The organism is Timonella sp. A28 (assembly GCF_051200815.1).
In the GTDB taxonomy this organism is placed as follows: domain Bacteria; phylum Actinomycetota; class Actinomycetes; order Actinomycetales; family Cellulomonadaceae; genus Timonella.
Map to the genome: position 1 here is coordinate 1,141,890 of NZ_CP195159.1, position 24,383 is coordinate 1,166,272.

The window sequence follows — 24,383 nt, forward strand, 5'->3', positions numbered from 1 at the left end:
GCCTCACCGTCACACTGGTTTTACGCCGGCGTGTATGAGGCCGTAAATCGCAGAGTCGGTCAGGGCTTCCCATGATGCTTCAAGTATGTTTGGGCCAACACCCACAGTTGACCATGAGGTTTTTCCGTCTGTGGATTCGATGAGTACGCGAGTAATAGCGTCGGTGCCTTGTTCTTGGTCTAGGATTCGAACTTTGAAGTCAATGAGTTCAAATTTCGCGATTTCTGGGTAGACGCGCTCTAGGGCTTGGCGTAATGCTTGGTCGAGTGCGTTAACGGGACCGTTTCCTTCACCGGTGACGATGACGCGTTCTCCGCCGGAGGTTAGTTTCACGGTTGCTTCTGCGAGGGCTTCTGTTCCTCTACGCCCGGTTCGTTCTACGAGTGTTCGCCATGATTCGACTTGGAAGTATTCTGGGCGGGAGCCTGTGACTTCTTCAATGAGTACGAGTTCAAATGATGCGTCTGCTGCTTCGTAGGTGTAACCCTGCGCTTCGGCTTTTTTGATTCGGTTGGTTACTGCGGTGAGGATTTCTGGCCTACCGGAAAGGTCGAAGCCTAGTTCGCGTCCTTTGAGTTCGATAGAGGCTCGTCCGGCCATGTCAGAGACGAGCATGCGCATGTCGTTGCCCACACGTGTTGGGTCTGTGTGCTGGTACAGGTCTGCATCTACTTTGATTGCAGAGGCGTGCAATCCTGCTTTGTGCGCAAAGGCGCTGGCTCCCACATAGGGTTGACGGGCAAATGGGGAGATGTTTGTTATTTCTGAGATTGCATGTGACACCCAGGTGGCATCGTCTAGGTTTCCTTGTAAGACTTTGCGACCATACTTGAGTTCTAGGTTAGCTATTGTTGCTACGAGGTCGACGTTTCCGGTGCGTTCACCGTAACCGTTTATTGTGCCTTGGAAGTGTTCGCATCCGGCGTCGATAGCAGCGAGGGTGTTTGCGATTGCGCAACCTGAGTCGTTGTGTGCGTGCATTCCGAGAATGCCGTGTCCGGCTGTCGCTTGGTGGAGGTCGCCGACGATGTCTGTTACCCAGTGGGGCAGCATGCCACCGTTTGTGTCGCATAGGCAGACGACTTCAGCGCCTGCTTCAAATGCGGCCAGCACTGTGTTACGCGAATATGTGGGGTCGTACTGGTATCCGTCAAAGAAGTGTTCTGCGTCGATGAAGACGCGTCTTCCTTCTTGGGTGAGGAATGTGACGGTGTCCTCAATCATTTTCAGGTTTTCTGTGCCGTCTGTTTTCAACGCGCGTTCAACATGACGGATGTCTGATTTTGCGACGAGTGTAACCACTGGCGCTTCTGAGTTGAGGAGAGCGAGAACTTGCGGATCTTCAGCGGCACGCAAGCCTACTTTGCGGGTTGCTCCGAAGGCTGCGAGAACTGCATTTTTTAGGTTGAGTTCGTTTTTCGCTCGTGTAAAGAAGTCTGTGTCTTTGGGTACGGCACCCGGCCATCCACCTTCGATGAAGCCCACGCCTAGTTCGTCAAGAAGTGGCGCTATGGCGAGCTTGTCTGCGACCGAAAGGTTGATGCCTTCTTGTTGTGCGCCATCGCGTAGTGTCGTGTCGTATACGTGGAAGTTCACGGGTATCTCGTTTCACATGGTGGTGCGGGTACTCCAGTTGTCCCGCCATATTTTCCCACATGGTGGTGCGGTTGTGGCTAGCGTTGAACGGTGCGTTGTGTGCTTCTTCAACAAAAAAACCTCCCGAAATTGCGTGGGAGGTTTGCGCGCTTGGTGTGCAGCGGGTGTGCTGCTGTTCAAACGCGCTAAGCGATAATAATGACGTGCCACAGTGCCATGTCTCACATTCTTACACATGTGCATATATCTGCAAAGGCTGTCTCAGCATGTATCCCCGTTGCGCTAGTGGCATACACACAGAGGACTCTGCGAAGTTCGAAACATTCATTTTATATAAAAAGTCCCAATTTTATTAAAACAGAATTTTTTTATTTATCTGTTGTTACTGAGTAATAACAGGGAACATCATTGGTTACGTCACGGAAACAACCATTGGGTCAGCTCTTATGTTATATCGCGCACAGACTGACAACATAGCCGGTTTTAACTCTCTTGCTTCGCTGCCCGATGTCACAACCGCTATCGCTATTCTTGGCCCCATTCTCTGTGCATACAGCATCGGCATGCTCGCAGGTAAACGAAATGAGGCTTTACTAACTGAAACTGCTTAACCTCCACACACCTCAATAAAGCTGTGGGCCCCGAACAATATGTTCGGGGCCCACAATGCGTTTATGCGAGGCGGGTAAGCCAGCCGTGACGGTCTGGACGCCTACCGTTTTGAATGTCTGTAAGTTCCTCACGGATATCCATGGTGAACTTTCCAGGCTCACCATCATTAATGGCGATATCAAAAGTAGTGTCTGCTAAACGCCCAATAGGGGTAACCACTGCTGCTGTACCGCACGCAAAAGCTTCAGCAATTTCTCCCGACTCCAACATGGATTTCAGTTGTGTGAGTTGAATGCGCTCTTCAGTTACTTTTACTCCGCGATCTGCAATCAGTTGCAGAATCGAAGAACGAGTAATGCCATGAAGAATAGAACCCGACAAAGCAGGTGTTACAACGTCTCCGTTTGCTTTTACAAAGAACACGTTCATGCCACCGAGTTCTTCAATTGCTGGGTTATCAGTGCCATCAAGGAAACAAACCTGATCAAAGCCATGCTGCGCGGCCTGTGTTTGCGGCAATAACGAAGCCGCATAGTTACCACCACATTTAGCTTCACCCGTACCGCCGTGTCCAGCGCGCGCGTATTCTTGAGTGATCCAAATACTGACCGGTTTCACTCCACCCGAGAAGTATGGGCCAGCAGGTGAAGCGATAACAATATGCTCTGCCTCACGAGCTGGACGCACGCCCAAAAACGCTTCCGTTGCAATCATGAACGGGCGTAAATACAGCGAAGCTTCCTCTTGCGTCGGTATCCAGTCGATGTCCATGCGCACTAGCGCTGCTACAGACCCTAAAAAGTCCTGCACTGGAAGTTCTGGCAAAGCTAAGCGGTAGGCAGACCGAATGTAACGTTGTGCGTTTGCTTCAGGCCTAAAAGACCATACTGATCCGTCTGCGTGTTTGTACGCTTTGAGGCCTTCAAACACCTCTTGCCCATAATGAAGAACCGCAGCGGCAGGGTCAAGCTGTAACGGACCGTACTGTGTAACCCTGTGGTTAGCCCAACCTTGATCTGCATTCCATGACATCACAGACATGTGATCGGTAAAGACTGTACCGAACTTCGGGTTTGCTTTTAAAAGCTTCGCGTTCTTCAACAGACGACGGTGTATCAGTTGGGAACACTTCAAATCGTGATACTGCTTCCTCAAGGTTTATTGAGGGAGTTTCAAATTGAGAACTCATGTAGGGGCCTTTCACCGGACGACCTCGTGGTGTGTTGTGACTGCCATGTAGTAGTAACAGTCACAACACACAGTGGTCTCATTATAGGAGCCGAGTACACGCCCTCACGAAGATAATGCGATTAGCCGCGAACTCGCGCAGCGATATCTTCACCAACTTCAGCTGTTGACCGTACTGTACTTCCCCGTTCAACGAGGTCAGCAGCTACAGCTGCTTCTACAGTTTTGGATTCTTCTGCATAGCCGAGGTGATCAAGAAGCATTGCGACAGAAAGAACCGTTGCGGTTGGATCTGCTTTGCCTTGACCTGCAATATCTGGGGCGGAACCATGCACTGGCTCAAACATTGATGGAGCGGTTCGGTCTGGGTTGATGTTGGCCGAAGCCGCAAGGCCAATACCACCGGTGATAGCAGCAGCTTGGTCAGTCAGAATGTCACCGAATAGGTTATCGGTAACGATAACGTCGAAACGCGATGGGTTCGTCGTCAAGAATATTGTGGCTGCATCTACGTGAAGGTAGTCAGTTGTAACCTCTGGGAACTCAGCGTTAACGCGTTCTACTGTGCGTCGCCACAAGTGCCCAGCATGCACGAGGACGTTGTGCTTATGCACCAGCGTCACATGTTTACGCTCACGGGCAGCCGCGCGCGCGAATGCATCACGAACAACACGTTCAACACCGAACGCCGTGTTCACTGAAACTTCGTTTGCAACTTCTGCAGGAGTTCCTACACGAATAGCGCCACCATTACCGACGTATGGTCCTTCTGTGCCTTCCCGCACGACGACGAAGTCAATATCGCCAGGTTCTGCAAGAGGAGATTTCACACCCTCATACAGCTTCCCCGGGCGCAGGTTCACATAGTGGTCGAGTGTAAAACGTAGTTTGAGGAGCAGACCTCGTTCAAGAACACCAGATGGAACGCTCGGGTCGCCAATCGCGCCAAGCAGGATTGCGTCACGGGTTTTAATCGCGGCTAGATCCTCATCGGTTAATGTTTCGCCGGTTTCATGCCAGCGCTTTGCCCCAAGGTTGAAGTCTGTAGTGCTGAGTGAAACATCAGACTTAGCAAGTGCTGCTTCAAGTACTTGAAGTCCTTGCTCAACTACCTCAATACCGATTCCGTCACCTGCGATTACTGCAAGGTCGATGTTCTTCGTCATGAACTCATGTTAATCCCGCAGTCCATCTATCGGGATACCGTGACCACTATGTGATCACACTTGTGGTTGAACAGCCAAAACCTCTACACCCCAGAAACACGCAAGAGGCCTATAGCAGCAACCACTGCTATAGACCCCTAACGGAAAACAACGAACAACTTGCTACGCTGCGTTATTACCTACGATCAACGAGCGACGGAACCCTCAGCGCTTATGGCTCAGGTTCACAACGACCATTGCTCTACGGCAACAACTTGCTACGCTGCGTTATTACCTACGATCAACGAGCGACGGAACCTTCGACGTAGTCAGCGGTGTTGTCACCTTCGCGCTTGCTCCAAGCGAAAAGTTTACGAAGTTCACGACCTGTTGCTTCGATTGGGTGCGCTTCACCCTTCGCACGAAGTTCCTTGAACTCTGGCCCGCCAGCTTCTTGGTCATTGATGAAACGCTCAGCAAATGCACCGTTCTGAATGTCAGCAAGAACAGCCTTCATGTTCTCTTTAACTTCAGGGGTGATAACGCGTGGACCAGAAACATAGTCACCGTATTCAGCAGTGTCAGAAACGGACCAACGCTGCTTAGCGATGCCGCCCTCCCACATAAGGTCAACGATGAGTTTAAGTTCGTGAAGAACCTCAAAGTATGCAACCTGTGGCTGGTAGCCAGCTTCGGTAAGAACCTCAAAACCGTACTGAACGAGCTGTGATGCACCACCGCACAAAACAGCCTGCTCACCAAAGAGGTCAGTTTCGGTTTCTTCAGTGAAGGTTGTCTTGATGCCTGCTGCACGCAAACCACCAATTGCCTTACCGTACGACAGCGCAAGATCCCACGCTGCACCCGAAGCATCCTGCTCAACAGCAACGATCACTGGAACGCCACGGCCGTCAACGTATTCGCGACGAACAAGGTGCCCTGGACCCTTAGGCGCAACCATGAGGATGTCATGGCCAGCTTCTGGCTTAATGTATCCGAAACGGATGTTAAAGCCGTGACCGAATACCAACGCCGCTCCGTCTTGAAGGTTTGGCGCAATTTCTTCAGCATAGACAGTGCGCTGCACTTGGTCCGGGGTCAGGATGACAACAACGTCAGCCTCTGCCACTGCTTCGCCTACTGGCAAAACCTTGAGACCTTCGTTTTCTGCCTTCACAGCAGAAGAAGAACCTGGGCGAAGGCCAACGCGAACGTCTACGCCAGAGTCACGCAAGTTGAGTGCGTGCGCGTGCCCTTGGCTGCCGTAACCGATTACAGCAACCTTCTTGTTTTGGATGATCGACAGGTCTGCATCGTCGTCGTAGAAAAGTTCAGCCACCGGAGTGTCTCCTTATAAGTTTGATGTTTGACTTAAGTGTAAATGGGTTAGTTATTGCGCGTGGAGCGTTCCAAAGCGCGGTCAGTCATGGAACGTGGGCCGCGACTAATAGCGACTGTTCCAGATTTCACGATTTCGCGAATACCGTACGGTTCAAGTGCGTTCAACAACGCAGCAAGTTTGTCTGGGTTCCCCACTGCTTCAATAGTGACCGCGTCTGGCACGACGTCGACGACATGAGCCCTGAACAACTGCACTACTTCAACAACACCGGAACGCGTTGCTGCGTCTGCACGCACTTTTACGAGCATAAGTTCACGCTGAACTGCTGATTGTGGTTCTAATTCAACAATCTTGATGACGTTAATGAGTTTGTTGAGCTGCTTGGTGACTTGTTCCAAAGGCAACTCATCTACATCAACAACAACCGTTACGCGAGAAAGCTCTTCATGTTCGGTTGGCCCAACAGCAAGAGAGTGGATGTTGAAGGATCGTCGAGCAAACAAACCGGCAATTCGGGTAAGAACACCTGGCTTGTTTTCTACAAGAACGGAGAGGGTGTGACGTGACATTGGTGTATTCCTCTCTTAGTCTTCACGATCCCACGCAGGAGAAATCCCGCGGGCGTACTGGATGTCGTCATTTGATACGCCTGCCGCAACCATCGGCCACACCATGGAGTTACGTGACACATTGAAATCGACAAGAACAGGCACGTCATTTATTTCTTCGGCACGTTTGATCGCAGCATCAACTTCGTTCGCATGCTCAACACGAATACCTACACAGCCATAGGCGTCTGCAAGCTTTACAAAGTCTGGAACGCGGCGGGTTCCATGACCAGTGTGCAGGTCTGTGTTTGAATACCGTTCGTTATAGAACAGTGTTTGCCACTGACGGACCATACCCAACGAAGAGTTGTTGATAAGTGCAACCTTGATCGGTATGTCGTTGATGGTGCAGGTGGCAAGCTCTTGGTTTGTCATTTGGAAGCAACCATCACCATCGATCGCCCACACAGTTCGGTCAGGTTGACCAACTTTTGCACCCATTGCGGCAGGAATAGAGAATCCCATCGTCCCTAAACCACCAGAGTTAATCCACGTATTTGGACGCTCATACTTGATGAACTGCGAAGCCCACATTTGGTGCTGCCCAACACCCGCAACATAAATAGAATCTGGGCCTGAAATTTCTGACAGGCGCCCTAAAACATGTTGTGGGGCAAGGAGCCCATCGTTGGTTTCGGTATATCCCAGCGGGTAAGTCTGGCGCCACGAGTTAATTTGGTTCCACCAGCCTTCAACATCTGGCTTACCGTTTTTCTCGTGTTCGCGAGTAAGTTCAGGAAGAAGGTCAGTAATAACTTCTTTTAGATCGCCCACGATAGGCACATCAACAACACGATTCTTCCCGATCTCTGCGGGGTCTATATCCGCATGAACGATGGTTGCATGTGGTGCAAACGAATCAAGCTTTTCCTGTTACGCGGTCGTCAAAACGTGCACCCAAAGCAACAATAAGATCAGCTTTTTGGAGTGCAGCAACTGCGGGCACCGTCCCGTGCATGCCTGGCATACCCAAGTGTTGTGGGTGAGAATCAGGTAATGCACCACGTGCCATGAGCGTCGTAACGACTGCTGCGCCAGAAAGATCTGTAAGTTTACGCAAGTGTTCTGCTGCGCCAGATCGGATGATTCCTCCACCAACATACAAGACTGGACGTCGAGCAGTCGCTAGAAGGCGAGCAGCTTCCTTAATTTGCTTACTGTGCGGTTTTGTTACTGGGTGGTATCCAGGCAAGTTGATGTCTTGCGGCCAAGAAAAGGTTGTCTCTGTTTGCATCGCCGATTTTGCGATGTCAACCAGAACTGGTCCCGGACGACCTGTCTGCGCAATGTGGAAAAGCTTCCGCAATTGTGCGCGGAATTTCTGCTGGATCAGTTACAAGAAAATTGTGTTTTGTAACCGGGAGAGTAATGCCAACAATGTCAGCCTCTTGGAAAGCGTCTGTTCCAATAAGTGACGCACCCACCTGCCCTGTGATAGCAACCAGCGGGATTGAATCCATGTTTGCGTCAGCGATGGGGGTGACAAGATTAGTTGCACCCGGCCCAGACGTAGCCATGGTGACTCCGACTCGACCCGTTGCATGTGCATATCCTGCAGCAGCGTGCCCGCCGCCTTGCTCATGACGAACCAAAATGTGACGGACTTTTTTTGAATCCATCAGTGGGTCATATGTCGGCAGTATCGCTCCGCCTGGAATACCGAAGACGACGTCCACGCCTACTTCTTCTAGTGACCTAATGATCGATTCAGCGCCTGTGCATTTCTCTGATGACACAGCGCCTTGTGAAGAGCGCGCTATGGCGGCCGGAGTTGGAGCAGGTTTGGGTGCCTGCGGCTTTGCCGCTGGCGTCTCACCCTGGACCATGTGGTTCTCCTGTTTCTCTAACTATTGTGGAGTTATGGGCAGCGGGTCTTGCTCATTAGGACATCGTGTGCCTTTGGCGTGCACCTCAGGCGGGCAATGCATGTACTAGTTCCTTTTGCCTTTTGAGCCAGAAACCTCATGTCATTTTCTTGTGACATGAAAAAACCCTCCACACCGGTGAGGTGTCTGGGAGGGTAAGCGCGTTGACAAGACTTAACGTGTTAGCTCGGCCAACGCGCTAGATAACGACTAGAAGAATTGTGTAACGCATAGAAGCAGAGTACGCCTCTACCACTCCTGTTGTCACACTTCATCCCGACAGTCTCACATTCTAAGACTTGAGATTCATTCTGTGGACGCGTCAGATAGAAGGAAAACCGCACAGATAAAGGCTTTCCTCGTGCATTACCGCGACAAAACATGTGTGGGGCCTTCTGAACTATTCAGAAGACCCCACACATAACAACGTCAAGACGTCGACGACTCGTAATCGTCCTCAAGGATGCTCATCAGAATCACATCGCAATAGTTTTCACCATCGAAATGCGCATCACGGAGCACGCCCTCTTGCACAAACCCCAACGACTCATACAACATCCGCGCACGCGGATTAATGCTGAGCACGTCCAACGACAACCGGTGCAAACCAGCGCCATGAGGTTGTGGCGAAAACGCAAAATCTAAGACCAAAGAAATCGCTTCACGTCCGTACCCTCGGCCACGATATTGAGGCAAGGACTGCAACCGCATATTTGCGCTACGTGCAATGTCATCAATCTCGTTGATGACAATCTCCCCAATCATTTCATCGCTCACAGTCCCTTCTTTAGTGACCGCAAGTGATGTCATAGCAAAGTCGTATCGTCCGTCGCGCGATGAAACCGTTTGTGTCCACTCATCGATTTCTTCACGCGTGAATGTACGGTGAGTCCCAGTGAGGCGCATAGATTCATCGTCTTGCAACGACTCCCACATGCGCTGCGCATCTTTTGCTTCAATGGGACGCAACCGTACAAGCTCACCAACGATCTCTGGTCCACGAGTCATCTCAAGAACCAATCCGTTCCAAAACAAGTTCACGAACTCGTCCAGCGTCAGCCTGACCCTTGGTTGCTTTCATAACCGCACCGATGATCGCACCGATTGGGCCCATGTTTCCAGACTTCACCTTTTCGACGATGTCTGGCTGTGCTGCAAGAGTCTCATCAATAACAGTAAGAAGAGCTCCGTCGTCCGAGACAACTTCAAGTCCTTTTGCGACAACGATCTCTTCAGGGTTACCTTCACCGGCAAGCACTGCTTCAAGGACTTGACGCCCAATTTTGTCGTTGATGCGCTTTGAATCAACGAGTGCTTGCAGTTCTGCGATCTGCTGCGGAGTTACTTTAACGTCGCCAAGATCAATTTCTTGTTCCTTGGCACTACGAGACAGCGGCCCCATCCACCATTTACGTGCGGCCGCAGGAGCAGCACCAGCAGCAACAGTTGCTTCGATAAGTTCAAGAGCACCAGCGTTGATCACATCGCGCATTTCAACATCGCTGAAACTCCACTCAGTGATTAGCCTGCGGCGCTTCACTGCTGGAAGTTCCGGTAACCCTGCCCGGATTTCTTCAACCCATTCACGGCTTGGTGATACAGGAACAAGATCCGGTTCTGGGAAGTAGCGGTAGTCATCTGCGTCTGACTTTTCACGACCAGAGCTGGTTGTGTTGTCGTCTTCATGCCAGTGACGAGTCTCTTGAATAACTTTTTCGCCAGCATCCAAAATTGCTGCTTGGCGTTCAATTTCATAGCGAACCGCACGTTCGATGGAACGGAAAGAGTTCACGTTCTTGGTCTCGGTGCGGGTTCCTAGCGGTGCTTCTGGGTTAGCTCGAAGCGACAGGTTCACGTCTGCTCGTACGTTTCCGCGTTCCATGCGTGCTTCAGATACTTCTAATGCACGGAAAATGTCACGCAAGGCCTGTACGTATGCACGCGCCACTTCTGGTGCTCGCTCGCCAGCACCCGTAATTGGGCGTGTCACGATCTCTACAAGTGGAATTCCTGCACGGTTGTAGTCGATCAACGAATACTCTGCGCCTTGAATACGCCCTGTTGAACCACCGACGTGTGTGTTTTTACCAGCGTCTTCTTCCATGTGAGCACGTTCAATCTCAACACGGAAAATCTCGCCATCCTCAAGTTCTACATCGAGGTAGCCGTCATAAGCGATTGGCTCATCGTACTGCGATGTTTGGAAGTTCTTTGGGACGTCTGGGTAGAAGTAGTTTTTGCGTGCAAAACGGCATGTCTCTGCAATTTTGCAGTTCAACGCTAAACCAATTTTGATTGCGTCTTCTACTGCTTTTCCATTCACCACAGGTAATGCGCCGGGAAGCCCGAGCGACACGGGGGTAACTTGAGTGTTGGGCTCTCCACCGAACTCAACTTCAGCGGCGCAGAACATTTTGGTACGTGTACCAAGTTCTACGTGCACTTCGATGCCAAGTACTGGATCATATTTTGCGACAGCGTCGTCAAAATAAACGAGATCTACAATGCCGCTCATTAGTTGGCCTCCACGGTTGGTGCTTGGTTCAAGAGTGGACCGCCCCATTTGCGCTCTAAAGCTGCTTCAAGTGCTGCTCCGACTCGATACATGCGTGCGTCTTCACGTATCGGTGCAAGGATTTGGAATCCTACGGGCATTCCGTCATCTGAAAGACCATTAGGAAGTGACATACCTGGCACGCCTGCAAGGTTAGCTGGAATTGTTGCTATGTCGTTAAGGTACATGGCTAGTGGATCGTCAAGCTTTTCACCAAATTTGAATGCTGTTGTTGGGGCAGTCGGTGAAATAAGGATGTCCGCTTTTTCGAATGCCGCATTAAAGTCGCGTTGGATGAGCGTACGAACTTTTTGAGCAGATCCGTAGTACGCGTCGTAGTAACCAGACGACAACGCATATGTTCCGATAATGATGCGTCGTTTTACTTCGTCACCAAAACCGGCGCCACGAGTAGCTGACATGACGCGCTCTGCAGTAACGGGACCTTCTGTAGGTTCAACACGTAAACCAAAACGCATGCCATCAAACTTTGCGAGGTTTGAGGACGCTTCAGCTGGCATGATGAGGTAGTAGGCTGCTAACGCGTGTTCAAAGCTTGGGCAAGAAACTTCAACGATTTCTGCTCCAGCCGCACGTAACAGTTCAACGGATTCGTCGAAGCGAGCTTGTACGCCTTCTTGGTAGCCTTCGCCGCTGAGCTCTTTAACAATTCCCACACGCACACCGGTCAGGTCACCTTGAGCACCTTCGCGTGCTGCAGCAACATACCCGGTTTGTGGTTCAGGTAAGGACGTGGAGTCTTTAGGGTCATGTCCGCCAATGAGCTCGTGCAGCAGGGCCGAGTCCATAACTGTGCGAGTTACTGGGCCTGCCTGGTCAAGCGAAGAAGCCATAGCGATAAGACCATAACGAGAAATTGAGCCGTATGTTGGTTTAACACCAACCGTTCCCGTTACCGCACCTGGCTGACGAATCGATCCACCTGTGTCTGTACCGATTGCTAGAGGAGCTTCAAACGCTGCAAGTGCTGCTGCGGAGCCTCCACCAGAACCACCGGGGATTCGTTCAATATCCCACGGGTTTAAGGTACGACCGTATGCTGAGTGCTCTGTGGAAGAACCCATAGCGAATTCGTCCATGTTGGTTTTACCAAGGATTGGAAGTTTTGCTTCTTTGATTTTTTCGACGAGTGTCGCATCGTATGGAGGGATCCAGCCCTCAAGCATTTTTGATCCTGCGGTAGTTTGCACACCGTCAGTAACAACAACGTCTTTGACCGCAATAGGAACACCAGCTAGCGGGTGTAGCTGTGCGCCTTCGGCACGTAGCTTGTCTACCTCTGCGGCTGTGGCGAGTGCATCGTCTGCTGTAACAACGATGAAAGAGTTGATGGTCTCATCGATAGCAGCAATTCGGTCTAGGAAAGCTTGCGTTACTTCAACGGAAGTCAATTCTCCGGATTGAAGTTTTTCAGCGATCTGCTCTGCTGAGAGTTTGATGATTTCTGACATTCCTATTCCTCCCCTAGGATCTGCGGTACTAGGAACTTACCTTCGTCGCTTGCAGGTGCAGCTGCTAATACTTTGTCGCGATCAAGAGGGGTTACTGGGGTGTCGTCACGAAAGACATTAGTAAGTGGAATTGGGTGGCTTGTTGCAGGAACATCAGGAGTCGCAACAGTGTTGACTTGTGCAACAGAGTTAACGATAACTTCGAGTTCTCCCGCTAAACGATCTAGCTCTTCGGGCCGCAAGTCGATGCGTGCAAGCGCAGCTACGCGCGCGACCTCATCACGAGAAATAGTGGACATGGGTCCATTCTAGTTTGTTTTACACGCGTATTTGGTTATGTTTCATGTTAGAAATAGCGCTGTTTCTTTGCTGCGGTTTTACTTTGTCGATCGAGTCGAGGTTATCCAGCACCCCAATCACCGATTCGCCACGGCTGATCGGCTTTCTCTCGCTTTAGATAGAAGGTCCATCCATAGATACTTCCTCTATCCATTGATATGTCAGTTACTGTTGTAAAAAAATCTACTTGAACTGAGCCCGTAAGCTGATCACTGGACAGCCTTTCGTTCGTAACGTTAACAGCATGCATCTGTGGGAGATGCGGGATAATACCGGCTGGACCAGCCCATACATCATAAAAATATTCCATGTTTCGCTGTTCAAAGTATTGCTTGTCACGCACGTTTACCGCACTAAAGGCAGATAGCACCGCACGAGTGGGCGTTTCGTCTGCATCAAAGTAATCAATGTGTATATTGCTACGCGGTCCGCTGCTAATCACATATGTGCCAACAAGAATTCCCACTATAAGAAACACGCATACAGCGATGAGCGCATGCATCAATGAGACAGTGCAACGATTTTTTGTAGCATCAACGCCTTGCTCAACTGAAGAAGAAATGTCCTGATTGACCATAGGGGAATAATACACACAGCATGCGTGGTTTCATTAGGCATTCTCCCTATATAAACACGTCAGGCCCCACCGTTGTGGTGGGGCCTGGCGTGTTATGTGTGTGTCGGCTGTGTCCTACTCTCCCACACCATTGCTAGTGCAGTACCATCGGCGCTGTCAGGCTTAGCTTCCGGGTTCGGAATGGGGCCGGGCGTTTCCCTGACGCTATGACAGCCGTACGTTTTGTTCACCATCGTTTCACCCCGTGTGTGTTGGGGTGGTGGGTCGTGGTGTGGGAGCTGGGTAGTGGACGCGTGCAGTAAGTGTGTGTGTGTTGTTAGGTTGTTGGCGTATTAGTACCGGTCAGCTGCGACAGTCGTTAGTCCTGTCTTCCACGTCCGGCCTATCGACCCACTGGTCTGGTGGGTGCCTTCACAACAATTGTTGTTGGAAACCTTATCTTGAAGCAGGCTTCCCGCTTAGATGCTTTCAGCGGTTATCCCTTCCGAACGTAGCTAACCAGCCATGCACCTGGCGGTACAACTGGCACACCAGAGGTTCGTCCGTCCCGGTCCTCTCGTACTAGGGACAGGTCTTCTCAAGTTTCCTGCGCGCGCAGCGGATAGGGACCGAACTGTCTCACGACGTTCTAAACCCAGCTCGCGTACCGCTTTAATGGGCGAACAGCCCAACCCTTGGGACCTACTCCAGCCCCAGGATGCGACGAGCCGACATCGAGGTGCCAAACCATGCCGTCGATATGGACTCTTGGGCAAGATCAGCCTGTTATCCCCGGGGTACCTTTTATCCGTTGAGCGACCACGCTTCCACAAGCCATGGCCGGATCACTAGTTCCGACTTTCGTCCCTGTTTGACCTGTCAGTCTCACAGTCAAGCTCCCTTGTGCACTTACACTCGCCACCTGATTGCCAACCAGGCTGAGGGAACCTTTGAGCGCCTCCGTTACATTTTAGGAGGCAACCGCCCCAGTTAAACTACCCACCAGGCACTGTCCCTGAACCCGATTAGGGTTCGAGGTTGAGGTATCCGAAACCACAAGAGTGGTATTTCAACGATGACTCCACACACACTAGCGTGCATGCTTCATAGTCTCCCACCTATCCTACACATGTAATACCGAATACCAATACCAAGCTATAGTAAAGGTCCCGGGGTCTTTCCGTCCTGCTGCGCGTAACGAGCATCTTTACTCGTACTGCAATTTCGCCGAGTTTATGGTTGAGACAGCGGAGAAGTCGTTACGCCATTCGTGCAGGTCGGAACTTACCCGACAAGGAATTTCGCTACCTTAGGATGGTTATAGTTACCACCGCCGTTTACTGGGGCTTAAATTCTCAGCTTCACCACCAAAGGTGGTTGACCAGTCCTCTTAACCTTCCAGCACCGGGCAGGCGTCAGTCCGTATACATCGACTTGCGTCTTCGCACGGACCTGTGTTTTTAGTAAACAGTCGCTTCTCCCTGGTCTCTGCGACCCCGATCCGCTCAACACAGCGTGTGTGTATCACGGTTGGGGCCCCCCTTCTCCCGAAGTTACGGGGGCATTTTGCCGAGTTCCTTAACCATAATTATCTCGATCGCCTTAGTATTCTCTACTTGATCACCTGAGTCGGTTTGGGGTACGGGCGGCTAACACCTCGCGTCGAGGTTTTTCTTGGCAGCAGAGGATCACCAACTTAACCCCATCAGATCTCACCCTTAATAAGTCCCGGATTTACCTAAGACTTGAGCTACATCCTTGGCCGTCGTCTACCATCGCGACGGTTTGGCTACCTTCCTGCGTCACCCCTGTTCATACGCTCACGCCACACCACGCCACACCCAGCACACATCACCACACACAACCCGAAGGCTATGCATGCGTCAGTGTGGGAGGTGTTTTATAGTGTTTTGTGTTGGGCGGTGTTTCACCGGTACTAGAATATCAACTAGTTGTCCATCGACTACGCCTGTCGGCCTCGCCTTAGGTCCCGACTAACCCAGGGCAGATTAACTTGACCCTGGAACCCTTGATCATTCGGCGGACGGGTTTCTCACCCGTCTTTCGCTACTCATGCCTGCATTCTCACTCGTGTAGTCTCCACCACTGGGTTACCCCGCAGCTTCATCGCCCACACGACGCTCCCCTACCCATCCACACACCTGAACCCACAAGGGGCTAGGTACATATGTGAATGCCACAGCTTCGGCGGTGTACTTGAGCCCCGCTACATTGTCGGCGCAGAATCACTTGACCAGTGAGCTATTACGCACTCTTTCAAGGGTGGCTGCTTCTAAGCCAACCTCCTGGTTGTCTATGCAACTCCACATCCTTTCCCACTTAGCACACGCTTAGGGGCCTTAGCTGGTGGTCTGGGCTGTTTCCCTCTCGACTACGGAGCTTATCCCCCGCAGTCTCACTCCTACACTCTGACTTACCGGCATTCGGAGTTTGGCTAACGTCAGTAACCTGGTGAGGCCCATCGGCTATCCAGTAGCTCTACCTCCGGTAAGAAACATGTAAGGCTGCACCTAAATGCATTTCGGGGAGAACCAGCTATCACGAAGTTTGATTGGCCTTTCACCCCTACCCACAGGTCATCCCCCCAGTTTTCAACCTAGGTGGGTTCGGTCCTCCACGCGGTCTTACCCGCGCTTCAACCTGCCCATGGGTAGATCACTTCGCTTCGGGTCTAGACCCAGCGACTCATTCGCCCTATTCAGACTCGCTTTCGCTACGGCTGCCCCACACGGGTTAACCTTGCCACTGAGCACTAACTCGCAGGCTCATTCTTCAAAAGGCACGCCGTCACCCCAACGAGGGAGGCTCCGACGGATTGTAAGCACATGGTTTCAGGTACTATTTCACTGCCCTCCCGGGCTACTTTTCACCATTCCCTCACGGTACTGATCCGCTATCGGTCATTAGGTAGTATTTAGGCTTACGAAGTGGTCTTCGCAGATTCACACGAGATTTCTCGGGCCCCGTGCTACTTGGGATCCCACGACACAGGTATACATGTTTCAGTTACGGGGGTATCACCCTCTACGCCACTCTTTCCCAAGAGTTTCACCTACACGCATACTTGATAACTGTGTGTTCAAACGGCAGCTTGAACCACGTGGTCCCACAACCCCATACACGCAACCCCTGCCGGGTATCACACGCATATGGTTTGGCCTTATCCGCTTTCTCTCGCCAATACTCACGGAATATCTTTTCCTGCCGGTACTGAGATGTTTCACTTCCCGACGTTCCCTCTACCTTGCCTATATATTCAGCAAGGAGTACCCCAACATGACTTGGGGTGGGTTTCCCCATTCGGACACCCTCGGATCACAGCTCGTTTGCCAACTCCCCGAGGCTTATCGCAGGCTACAACGTCCTTCATCGGCTCCTAATGCCAAGGCATCCACCATGTGCTCTTAAAAACTTAACAAAACACAAAAAATTTCATACAAAATCACAGACACCAAAAAAGACATAAAATCATTTTTTGATTAGATGCTCGCGTCCACTATCCAGTTCTCAAACAACGACCACACCCACACAAACAACCACCACCATCAAGCAGCGTCATCCATGCGACATGGCTAAAACCTCACACCCTTCCCCACACACGCACGAACGCGCACATAAGAAAACCGGGTTGATGTTTCATAACCCAACAGTGTGTTTGACCCCAACCACCCACGCCCGCACACTTCCACCAACCCCACAAAAAGAGTCAGGTACTACGTGCACACGCACATGATCAAGGAATGCTTGTCAATGTTCCACCCATGAGCACAACCACTAGAACACTCGCCTAGCGCATTGCATATGCTCCTTAGAAAGGAGGTGATCCAGCCGCACCTTCCGGTACGGCTACCTTGTTACGACTTAGTCCCAATCGCCAATCCCACCTTCGACGACTCCCTCCCACAAGGGGTTAGGCCATCGGCTTCGGGTGTTACCAACTTTCGTGACTTGACGGGCGGTGTGTACAAGGCCCGGGAACGTATTCACCGCAGCGTTGCTGATCTGCGATTACTAGCGACTCCGACTTCATGGGGTCGAGTTGCAGACCCCAATCCGAACTGAGACCGGCTTTTTGGGATTCGCTCCCCCTCACGGGATCGCAGCCCTTTGTACCGGCCATTGTAGCATGCGTGAAGCCCAAGACATAAGGGGCATGATGATTTGACGTCATCCCCACCTTCCTCCGAGTTGACCCCGGCAGTCTTCCATGAGTCCCCACCATAACGTGCTGGCAACATAGAACGAGGGTTGCGCTCGTTGCGGGACTTAACCCAACATCTCACGACACGAGCTGACGACAACCATGCACCACCTGTACACCAGTCCGAAGAGGCGACTATCTCTAGCCGTTTCCGGTGTATGTCAAGCCTTGGTAAGGTTCTTCGCGTTGCATCGAATTAATCCGCATGCTCCGCCGCTTGTGCGGGCCCCCGTCAATTCCTTTGAGTTTTAGCCTTGCGGCCGTACTCCCCAGGCGGGGCACTTAATGCGTTAGCTACGGCGCGGAACTCGTGGAATGAGCCCCACACCTAGTGCCCAACGTTTACGGCATGGACTACCAGGGTATCTAATCCTGTTCGCTCCCCATGCTTTCGCTCCTCAGCGTCAGTTGCGGCCCAGTGACCTGCCTTCGCCATCGGTGTTCCTCCTGATATCTGCGCATTCCACCGCTACACCAGGAATTCCAGTCACCCCTACCGCACTCTAGCCTGCCCGTACCCACCGCAAGCCCAACGTTAAGCGTTGGGTTTTCACGGCAGACGCGACAAACCGCCTACGAGCTCTTTACGCCCAATAATTCCGGACAACGCTTGCGCCCTACGTATTACCGCGGCTGCTGGCACGTAGTTAGCCGGCGCTTCTTCTGCAGGTACCGTCACTTTCGCTTCTTCCCTACTGAAAGGGGTTTACAACCCGAAGGCCTTCATCCCCCACGCGGCGTCGCTGCATCAGGCTTTCGCCCATTGTGCAATATTCCCCACTGCTGCCTCCCGTAGGAGTCTGGGCCGTGTCTCAGTCCCAGTGTGGCCGGTCGCCCTCTCAGGCCGGCTACCCGTCGTCGCCTTGGTAGGCCATCACCCCACCAACAAGCTGATAGGCCGCGAGCCCATCCCTCACCGAAAAAATCTTTCCACCCACAAAAGATGCCTCTATGGGTCGTATCCAGTATTAGCCACCGTTTCCAATGGTTATCCCGAAGTAAGGGGCAGGTTACTCACGTGTTACTCACCCGTTCGCCACTAATCAAAAAAGTGCAAGCACCCTTCATCATCGTTCGACTTGCATGTGTTAAGCACGCCGCCAGCGTTCGTCCTGAGCCAGGATCAAACTCTCCATGAAAAAATAAAATCCATAGACACCAACACCACGCACGGGAAAACGCACGACAGCATCAGCACTAAAATTTGAAACCAGCATCCAAAAAAACAACTAGCATCAAAAAACACACCCACACAACGTGCACGCATGTTCCTTCAAAACCAGAATCATTAAACAATAAAAGAAATGTTTAACAACAAAAAAACATTTTTGAATACCAAAAATAAAAACGAACATCACCACAGCACATGAAACCCACCCATCTAAAGCAGGAAACACACACCACAACAATGCCCTAATGGCATCAACAATCAAACACACTATTGAGATATCAAACAACAACCACACACCATCAAAACCCAGCCAAACAAACCGGCCAAACCCATCCGGGGCAACCTCTCAAACCTACCAGACCCACACCAACCAGTCAAACTCAGTATCAGTTGAAAAACTGAAACCAACATCTAACTAAAGAAGTGAAAGAACCTCAATAAGATTGAGAAGAAACGGCCCGCTGTGCGAACCGGGTATTAACCTTACCCCATCCATGCCCTCAACTCAAACCAAGATTTAAGAAGAAAACCAACGAGATAAACACCCACGCTCAGCGCGCTCACACAACATTACAGCCACGTATAGCCTCACCGCCACCGGCAAACACGTGACCCCAAACACAGGCCAACAATGCGCCTACCGACACCCAGTCATATTTATTCAGCTACAGCTTCCGGCCCACCTGCTAGCAAAGAAACAAAGCCTGCCTCATCCAAAATCCGAAGCCCCAGTTCAATCGCTTTAGCTTCTTTCGAACCCGCGTTTTCTCCAACCACCACAAAATCGGTTTTCTTCGATACCGACCCGGCAGCTTTACCACCCCGCGAAATGATTGCCTCTTTTGCACCATCACGCGAGAATCCCTCAAGTCCACCAGTTACAACAACTGTCAAACCCTCCAATGTGCGAACAACAGACTCATCGACTTCGTCCTCCAACGAAACACCTGCCGCACGCCATGCATCAACAATGGCTTCATGCCATTCTTCAGCGAACCATTCCTTCACTGAGACAGCAATCGTCGAACCGACGCCCTCAACAGCAGCAAGCTCCTCAAGTGACGCCTCACGAATACGATCCAACGAAACAAACTGAGTCGCTAAAGCACGCGCTGCAGTAGGTCCAACGTGACGTATCGACAATGCAACAAGCACCCGCCACAAAGGCTGCTTCTTAGCTTTTGCCAACTCCTCAAAAAGTTTGATCGTTGTTGCAGTAGGTGCCGACGGCTTTTTCGCTGTCGCTATCGAATAAAAGTACGGCAACAGTTCCCACTTATTACCCGACTTCAGTTTCCGCTCACGCCACACAACAACATCACGCAACTGCGAACGTAACTGCGAAGATTCATCTGCAAGATCAAACAACTGAGCTTCAGAAGTTAACACCGGAATTAACGGCCGCAGTTGCTCATCGATACCTTCCGGCCCCATCAGCTCACTTTGAGCAGCACGCTGCGCCAAAATATGAGGAGGCGTAGAAGAATCAGGGTCACACAAAGCCACCGCGGCTTCCCAACCCAACGCCTCAATATCAAAACCAGAACGGGCACCAATAGCAAAAACTCGTTCACGCAATTGCGAAGGACATGACTGAGCGTTAGGACATCTCAAGTCCTTGTCGCCCTCTTTAGCTTCTCGAATCTCCGACCCACACGAAGGACAATGCGTTGGCGCCTCCCACTGTGGCAAACCTGCAGGACGCAGCTCTGGAACCGCACCCAAAATCTCTGGGATCACATCCCCCGCTTTCCTGATAACAACAGTGTCACCAGGGCGAACATCCTTACGTTTTACCTCATAAAAATTATGAAGAGTAGCCATAGAAACCGTCGAACCAGCCACAACAACCGGTTCCATTTGACCGAATGGAGTTACACGTCCAGTCCTACCGACATTAACCAAAATATCGAGGAGCTTAGTGGTCACTTCCTCAGGAGGATACTTAAACGCAATAGCCCAGCGTGGTGCACGACTAGTAGCACCTAACCGGTTTTGTGAAGAAAACTCGTCAACCTTAATAACAAAACCATCAAGCTCATGCTCGACGTCATGACGATGCTCACCGTAATAATCAATCTTCGCAGCCACCGCATCCAAGCCATGTTCAACAGAATTATGGCTAGATACCGGGATACCCCACTGCGCATACAACGCATAAACATCCGACTGACGAACAAGAGTAACTGGAGCTGGGCCATCCCACTCCAAAGCGCCAACGCCATGGGCGTACATCGACAACGAACGTGACGCAGTGATGCGAGGATCTTTCTGCCGCAACGAACCAGCCGCCGCGTTACGTGGATTCGCAAAGACCTTACCGCCCGCAGCAGTTTGCGCGTCATTCAACGCTTCAAAATCAGCGACAGACATGAAAACCTCACCGCGGATTTCCACCAATTTCGGATGAGAAGCTGCATCACCCTGAAGTTTCTGCGGAACAGATCGAATCGTGCGCACATTCAACGTGACATCTTCGCCGGTACGACCGTCACCGCGAGTTACTGCACGGACTAAAACGCCGTCTTCATAAACCAGCGAAATAGCAAGACCATCAATTTTGACCTCACACAAATATGAGACATCCACGGAACCAAGTTCTGAATGCACACGATCAGCCCACGCCGATACCTCATCAAAAGTAAAAGCATTATCAAGCGACAGCATTCGCTGCACGTGATTGACTTCCCCAAATTCTGTGGTGAAACCACCACCAACCTTTGAGGTAGGCGAACCTGCAGGTACCTCCCCCATACGGTCTTCCAACGCAGCAAGTTGTTTCAACAGTTCATCAAAATCCGCATCAGGGATCGAAGACTCACCGGAAATGTAGTAATCAAACTGGTAGCCGCGAACGACAGCCGCCAACTTTTCCCACTGCTCCATAAGCGTCGCTGCGGTAGCGCCCCCGTGTAATAGGGCAGCGGCCGACGAGGTCTCCGCGGAAACACCTTGTGCTACTTCGCCATGGGTAGGAACGACAGGTTCTTGCTCATTCATCACGCTCCCTATTTTCCACGCCCCACTGACATCATGCACACAGCGAAACGTAAAAATTTAAGTAGCACAGACAGATAGGCTGAACACATGACGTTTAATGAAGGCATACTGTCCGGAGATCACACCCCAGACCCCTACATGTGGTTAGAAGAAGTTGACGGACACGCAGCCCTCACCTGGGTGCGCGAACAAAATGACACGGTAAACAGCACCATCGCTGCCACACATAGCTTTAAAAACACCAACAGTGACATCCTTGAAGTGCTTGATTCAGACGACAAAATCGCTATGGTCTCAGCCGCCGGAGACTACCTCTACAATTTTTGGCGCGACGCACAACACCCTCGCGGAATCTGGCGCAGAACAACACGTGAAGAGTACGCACAAGATAAACCAGCGTGGGATGTGCTTCTTGACGTTGACGCGCTCTGCGAAACCGAAGACATCAACTGGGTTTTCCACGGCGCTTCACTACTGCGGCCAACGTTCGACCGGGCACTCATAGCTCTTTCCAAAGGTGGCACGGACGCGGACGAAACCCGCGAGTTCGATCTTGCCACCCGCTCCTTCGTCTCACCACAAGACGGCGGGTTTTACCGTCCAGAATCAAAAGGCGGTATGACGTGGATAAACATCAATGAAGTCTTTGTGTACACAGACTTTGGCCCCGACGAAGACGGTCAGCCAACTCTGACGTCGTCTGGTTACCCTCGCGTCGTCAAAAAACTACAACGCGGCCAAACTATGCGCGATGCACAAACCGTATACGCGGGCGTCCACGAAGACATGTACATCTCCGCATGGCACTCCTTCACTCCAGGGTATGAAAGGAATTTTGTGGGGCGTTCCCTTGCGTTCTACAACTCCGAAACCTATTTACTTCACGACGATGGGGCGCTTACGCTCATTGACGTGCCGCGGTCTGCGGAAGTGTCAGTTCGCGCAGAGTGGATCATGGTAGAACTACGCGACGACTGGATTATCAACGGCGTTACGTACGTGTCGGGTTCCCTGCTCGTTACACGATTCGAAGATTTCCTTGCAGGGAAACGCGAATTTACGGTCTTGTTCGCCCCCACTCCCTCAACTTCTCTTGCGGGAGCTGCCTGGACAAAGAATTATCTCGTCCTCAATGTCATGGAGGATGTAAAAAACCGCGTCTCAGTTGTTGTTCCGCCCTTGCACAACCCGCTCTTTTCGGATGATGCGACGCAGGCGTGGACGCACGTACCGTTTACTGGGTTGCCTCAGCTTGGCACTGTTTCCGTCAGCGCTGTTGATTCTTTAAGTAACGATGACGTGTGGGTTGTTTCCACTGACTATCTCACGCCCACAGCGCTCAGCCGTATTGCGCTTGAAAAAGTTATTACCGCACATGAAATTGGCGAGGACGCGCAGCTAGTTCCGCTCAAGTCCATGCCGGAATTTTTTGATGCGGAAGGGCTCACCGTTCAACAGCACTTCGCTACGTCACGTGATGGCACACGGATTCCTTACTTCATTGTTCATCGCACGGATATACCGTTAGACGGAACGACCCCTACTTTGCTGTACGGCTACGGAGGCTTCGAAATCTCCCTCACACCGTCTTATTCGGGGGCTTTAGGACGAGGGTGGTTAACACGCGGCGGAGCATACGTTGTTGCGAATATTCGTGGCGGAGGTGAATACGGTCCGCGCTGGCATCAAGCTGCACTTAAAGAAAACCGGCATAAAGCGTACGAAGACTTTTCGGCTGTTGCCCGCGACCTCATCGACAGAAAGATCACATCTACACCGCATTTAGGTGCAGATGGGCGATCGAATGGTGGTCTTCTTACTGGCAACATGCTCACTCAGTACCCAGATTTATTTGGGGCTGTTGTTATCGGGGTACCGCTGCTTGATATGAAACGCTATACGCATTTGCTTGCTGGAGCTTCGTGGATGGCTGAATACGGCGATCCGGACGATCCAGAGCAGTGGAAGTATATTCAAACGTTCTCGCCCTACCACCTGTTTGACCCTCAACAGGACTACCCGCCGGTTTTGCTGCTTACCTCTACGCGTGATGACCGTGTGCACCCAGGCCATGCCCGCAAGCTTGCTGCAAAGTTACTAGAAGCCAACAAGAACGTGACCTACTACGAAAACATCGAAGGTGGGCATGGCGGCGCTGCAGACAACAAACAGTCTGCTTTTATGGCTACTCTCACCTACGAATTCCTTTGGGAGAAACTCGCTTAACCATGCCTGACAAATCATTCACCGTTGTTGCCGTTCTCGTGCAAGACCACAACGACAACATCTTGCTGGTCCGTAAGAAAAATACTGATACGTATATACAGCCCGGGGGAAAACCTGAATTAGGCGAAGACACCCTCCACACTGCGCAACGAGAAATCCACGAAGAAACGGGCCTTTCCATTCCACTCGATAGGTTTAGTTACATCGGATCTTTTCAAGCGCCAGCGGCAAACGAACCGGGATATACGATTCATGCGGAATGTGTTCGAGCTCGTTTACACCCAAGCGAACACACAACTGTGCAGGCAGCAGCCGAAATTGAACACATAACGTGGACTGCACCACAGCACGCGGCACGCCTAAAAACCGCGCCACTGTTTAGTGAGATTATTTTGCCGCTCGTCCTTGACGAGTTAAGCCACGCCTAATGTAGCGAGCTCACGTAGCCGCTAGAAAGCGGGTGGAACCTACACAATCTGTGTGGGCC

At 51.4% G+C, this 24,383-nt stretch carries 14 protein-coding genes, 3 rRNA genes and 1 pseudogene; 3 read left to right on the forward strand and 15 right to left on the reverse strand.

Translation table 11 applies throughout. From position 1 onward, the window contains the following. Positions 1-9: 9 nt before the first annotated feature. The 14 genes and pseudogenes from cimA to ACR9EC_RS05480 form a co-directional block, all read right to left on the reverse strand. Positions 10-1,596, reverse strand: coding sequence for a citramalate synthase (gene cimA / locus ACR9EC_RS05415; RefSeq protein WP_435300472.1), 1,587 nt, complete (start codon positions 1,594-1,596; stop codon positions 10-12). Positions 1,597-2,268: 672 nt separating this feature from the next. Further along, complete coding sequence (locus tag ACR9EC_RS05420; protein ID WP_435300473.1) at positions 2,269-3,309, reverse strand: branched-chain amino acid aminotransferase; 1,041 nt, start codon at positions 3,307-3,309, stop codon at positions 2,269-2,271. Positions 3,310-3,518: 209 nt separating this feature from the next. After that, the gene (locus tag ACR9EC_RS05425) at positions 3,519-4,562 is read right to left on the reverse strand and encodes a 3-isopropylmalate dehydrogenase (RefSeq protein WP_435300474.1); all 1,044 of its coding nucleotides are present in this window, start codon (positions 4,560-4,562) and stop codon (positions 3,519-3,521) included. Positions 4,563-4,842: 280 nt separating this feature from the next. Beyond that, a complete protein-coding gene (ilvC, locus tag ACR9EC_RS05430) occupies positions 4,843-5,880 on the reverse strand; it encodes a ketol-acid reductoisomerase (RefSeq protein ID WP_435300475.1) in 1,038 nt (345 codons plus the stop codon). Positions 5,881-5,927: 47 nt separating this feature from the next. Continuing rightward, positions 5,928-6,452, reverse strand: coding sequence for an acetolactate synthase small subunit (gene ilvN / locus ACR9EC_RS05435; RefSeq protein ID WP_435300476.1), 525 nt, complete (start codon positions 6,450-6,452; stop codon positions 5,928-5,930). 15 nt (positions 6,453-6,467) lie between these two features. Continuing rightward, a pseudogene (locus ACR9EC_RS05440) lies at positions 6,468-8,317 on the reverse strand (acetolactate synthase large subunit). A gap of 468 nt (positions 8,318-8,785) precedes the next feature. Next, a complete protein-coding gene (locus tag ACR9EC_RS05445) occupies positions 8,786-9,397 on the reverse strand; it encodes a GNAT family N-acetyltransferase (RefSeq protein WP_435300477.1) in 612 nt (203 codons plus the stop codon). Then, positions 9,366-10,871: an Asp-tRNA(Asn)/Glu-tRNA(Gln) amidotransferase subunit GatB gene (gatB, locus tag ACR9EC_RS05450; protein WP_435300478.1), complete on the reverse strand. Its 1,506-nt coding sequence runs from the start codon at positions 10,869-10,871 to the stop codon at positions 9,366-9,368. The genes ACR9EC_RS05445 and gatB overlap by 32 nt, the downstream gene beginning before the upstream one ends. Next, a complete protein-coding gene (gene gatA / locus ACR9EC_RS05455) occupies positions 10,871-12,382 on the reverse strand; it encodes an Asp-tRNA(Asn)/Glu-tRNA(Gln) amidotransferase subunit GatA (protein WP_435300479.1) in 1,512 nt (503 codons plus the stop codon). The genes gatB and gatA overlap by 1 nt, the downstream gene beginning before the upstream one ends. 2 nt (positions 12,383-12,384) lie before the next feature. Further along, positions 12,385-12,681 carry an Asp-tRNA(Asn)/Glu-tRNA(Gln) amidotransferase subunit GatC gene (gene gatC, locus ACR9EC_RS05460; RefSeq protein ID WP_435300480.1) on the reverse strand — a complete coding sequence of 99 codons (297 nt, stop codon included), beginning with the start codon at positions 12,679-12,681 and terminating at the stop codon, positions 12,385-12,387. A 101-nt stretch (positions 12,682-12,782) separates the two neighbouring features. Next, positions 12,783-13,298, reverse strand: a complete 516-nt coding sequence (locus ACR9EC_RS05465) for a hypothetical protein (RefSeq protein ID WP_435300481.1) — start codon at positions 13,296-13,298, stop codon at positions 12,783-12,785. Between the two features lie 101 nt (positions 13,299-13,399). Continuing rightward, a 5S ribosomal RNA gene (gene rrf / locus ACR9EC_RS05470) occupies positions 13,400-13,516 on the reverse strand. 94 nt (positions 13,517-13,610) lie between these two features. Continuing rightward, a 23S ribosomal RNA gene (locus tag ACR9EC_RS05475) occupies positions 13,611-16,716 on the reverse strand. 394 nt (positions 16,717-17,110) lie between these two features. Then, positions 17,111-18,638: ribosomal RNA gene (locus tag ACR9EC_RS05480) — 16S ribosomal RNA — on the reverse strand. The 16S, 23S and 5S rRNA genes sit together here, the layout of an rRNA operon. Before the next feature lie 277 nt (positions 18,639-18,915). On the opposite strand from ACR9EC_RS05480, the gene ACR9EC_RS05485 reads away from it, so the two are divergent. Further along, the gene (locus tag ACR9EC_RS05485) at positions 18,916-19,089 is read left to right on the forward strand and encodes a hypothetical protein (RefSeq protein ID WP_435300482.1); all 174 of its coding nucleotides are present in this window, start codon (positions 18,916-18,918) and stop codon (positions 19,087-19,089) included. A gap of 238 nt (positions 19,090-19,327) precedes the next feature. On the opposite strand, the gene ligA is transcribed toward ACR9EC_RS05485, so the two are convergent. Then, entirely contained in the window at positions 19,328-21,670 is a 2,343-nt protein-coding gene (gene ligA, locus ACR9EC_RS05490; protein ID WP_435300615.1) for an NAD-dependent DNA ligase LigA, read from the reverse strand. Positions 21,671-21,757: 87 nt separating this feature from the next. On the opposite strand from ligA, the gene ACR9EC_RS05495 reads away from it, so the two are divergent. After that, a complete protein-coding gene (locus ACR9EC_RS05495) occupies positions 21,758-23,896 on the forward strand; it encodes a prolyl oligopeptidase family serine peptidase (protein ID WP_435300483.1) in 2,139 nt (712 codons plus the stop codon). 2 nt (positions 23,897-23,898) lie between these two features. Continuing rightward, positions 23,899-24,324 carry an NUDIX hydrolase gene (locus ACR9EC_RS05500; protein WP_435300484.1) on the forward strand — a complete coding sequence of 142 codons (426 nt, stop codon included), beginning with the start codon at positions 23,899-23,901 and terminating at the stop codon, positions 24,322-24,324. The last annotated feature ends 59 nt before the right edge of the window (positions 24,325-24,383 follow it).

Bases quoted from the DNA above. Each gene is read 5' to 3' on its own strand.
- ACR9EC_RS05425 (WP_435300474.1), bottom strand. From the start codon at position 4,562: ATGACGAAGAACATCGACCTTGCAGTAATCGCAGGTGACGGAATCGGT.
- ilvN (WP_435300476.1), bottom strand. From the start codon at position 6,452: ATGTCACGTCACACCCTCTCCGTTCTTGTAGAAAACAAGCCAGGTGTT.
- gatB (WP_435300478.1), bottom strand. From the start codon at position 10,871: ATGAGCGGCATTGTAGATCTCGTTTATTTTGACGACGCTGTCGCAAAA.
- gatA (WP_435300479.1), bottom strand. From the start codon at position 12,382: ATGTCAGAAATCATCAAACTCTCAGCAGAGCAGATCGCTGAAAAACTT.
- gatC (WP_435300480.1), bottom strand. From the start codon at position 12,681: ATGTCCACTATTTCTCGTGATGAGGTCGCGCGCGTAGCTGCGCTTGCA.
- ACR9EC_RS05465 (WP_435300481.1), bottom strand. From the start codon at position 13,298: ATGGTCAATCAGGACATTTCTTCTTCAGTTGAGCAAGGCGTTGATGCT.
- ACR9EC_RS05485 (WP_435300482.1), top strand. From the start codon at position 18,916: ATGGCATCAACAATCAAACACACTATTGAGATATCAAACAACAACCAC.
- ligA (WP_435300615.1), bottom strand. From the start codon at position 21,670: ATGAATGAGCAAGAACCTGTCGTTCCTACCCATGGCGAAGTAGCACAA.
- ACR9EC_RS05495 (WP_435300483.1), top strand. From the start codon at position 21,758: ATGACGTTTAATGAAGGCATACTGTCCGGAGATCACACCCCAGACCCC.
- ACR9EC_RS05500 (WP_435300484.1), top strand. From the start codon at position 23,899: ATGCCTGACAAATCATTCACCGTTGTTGCCGTTCTCGTGCAAGACCAC.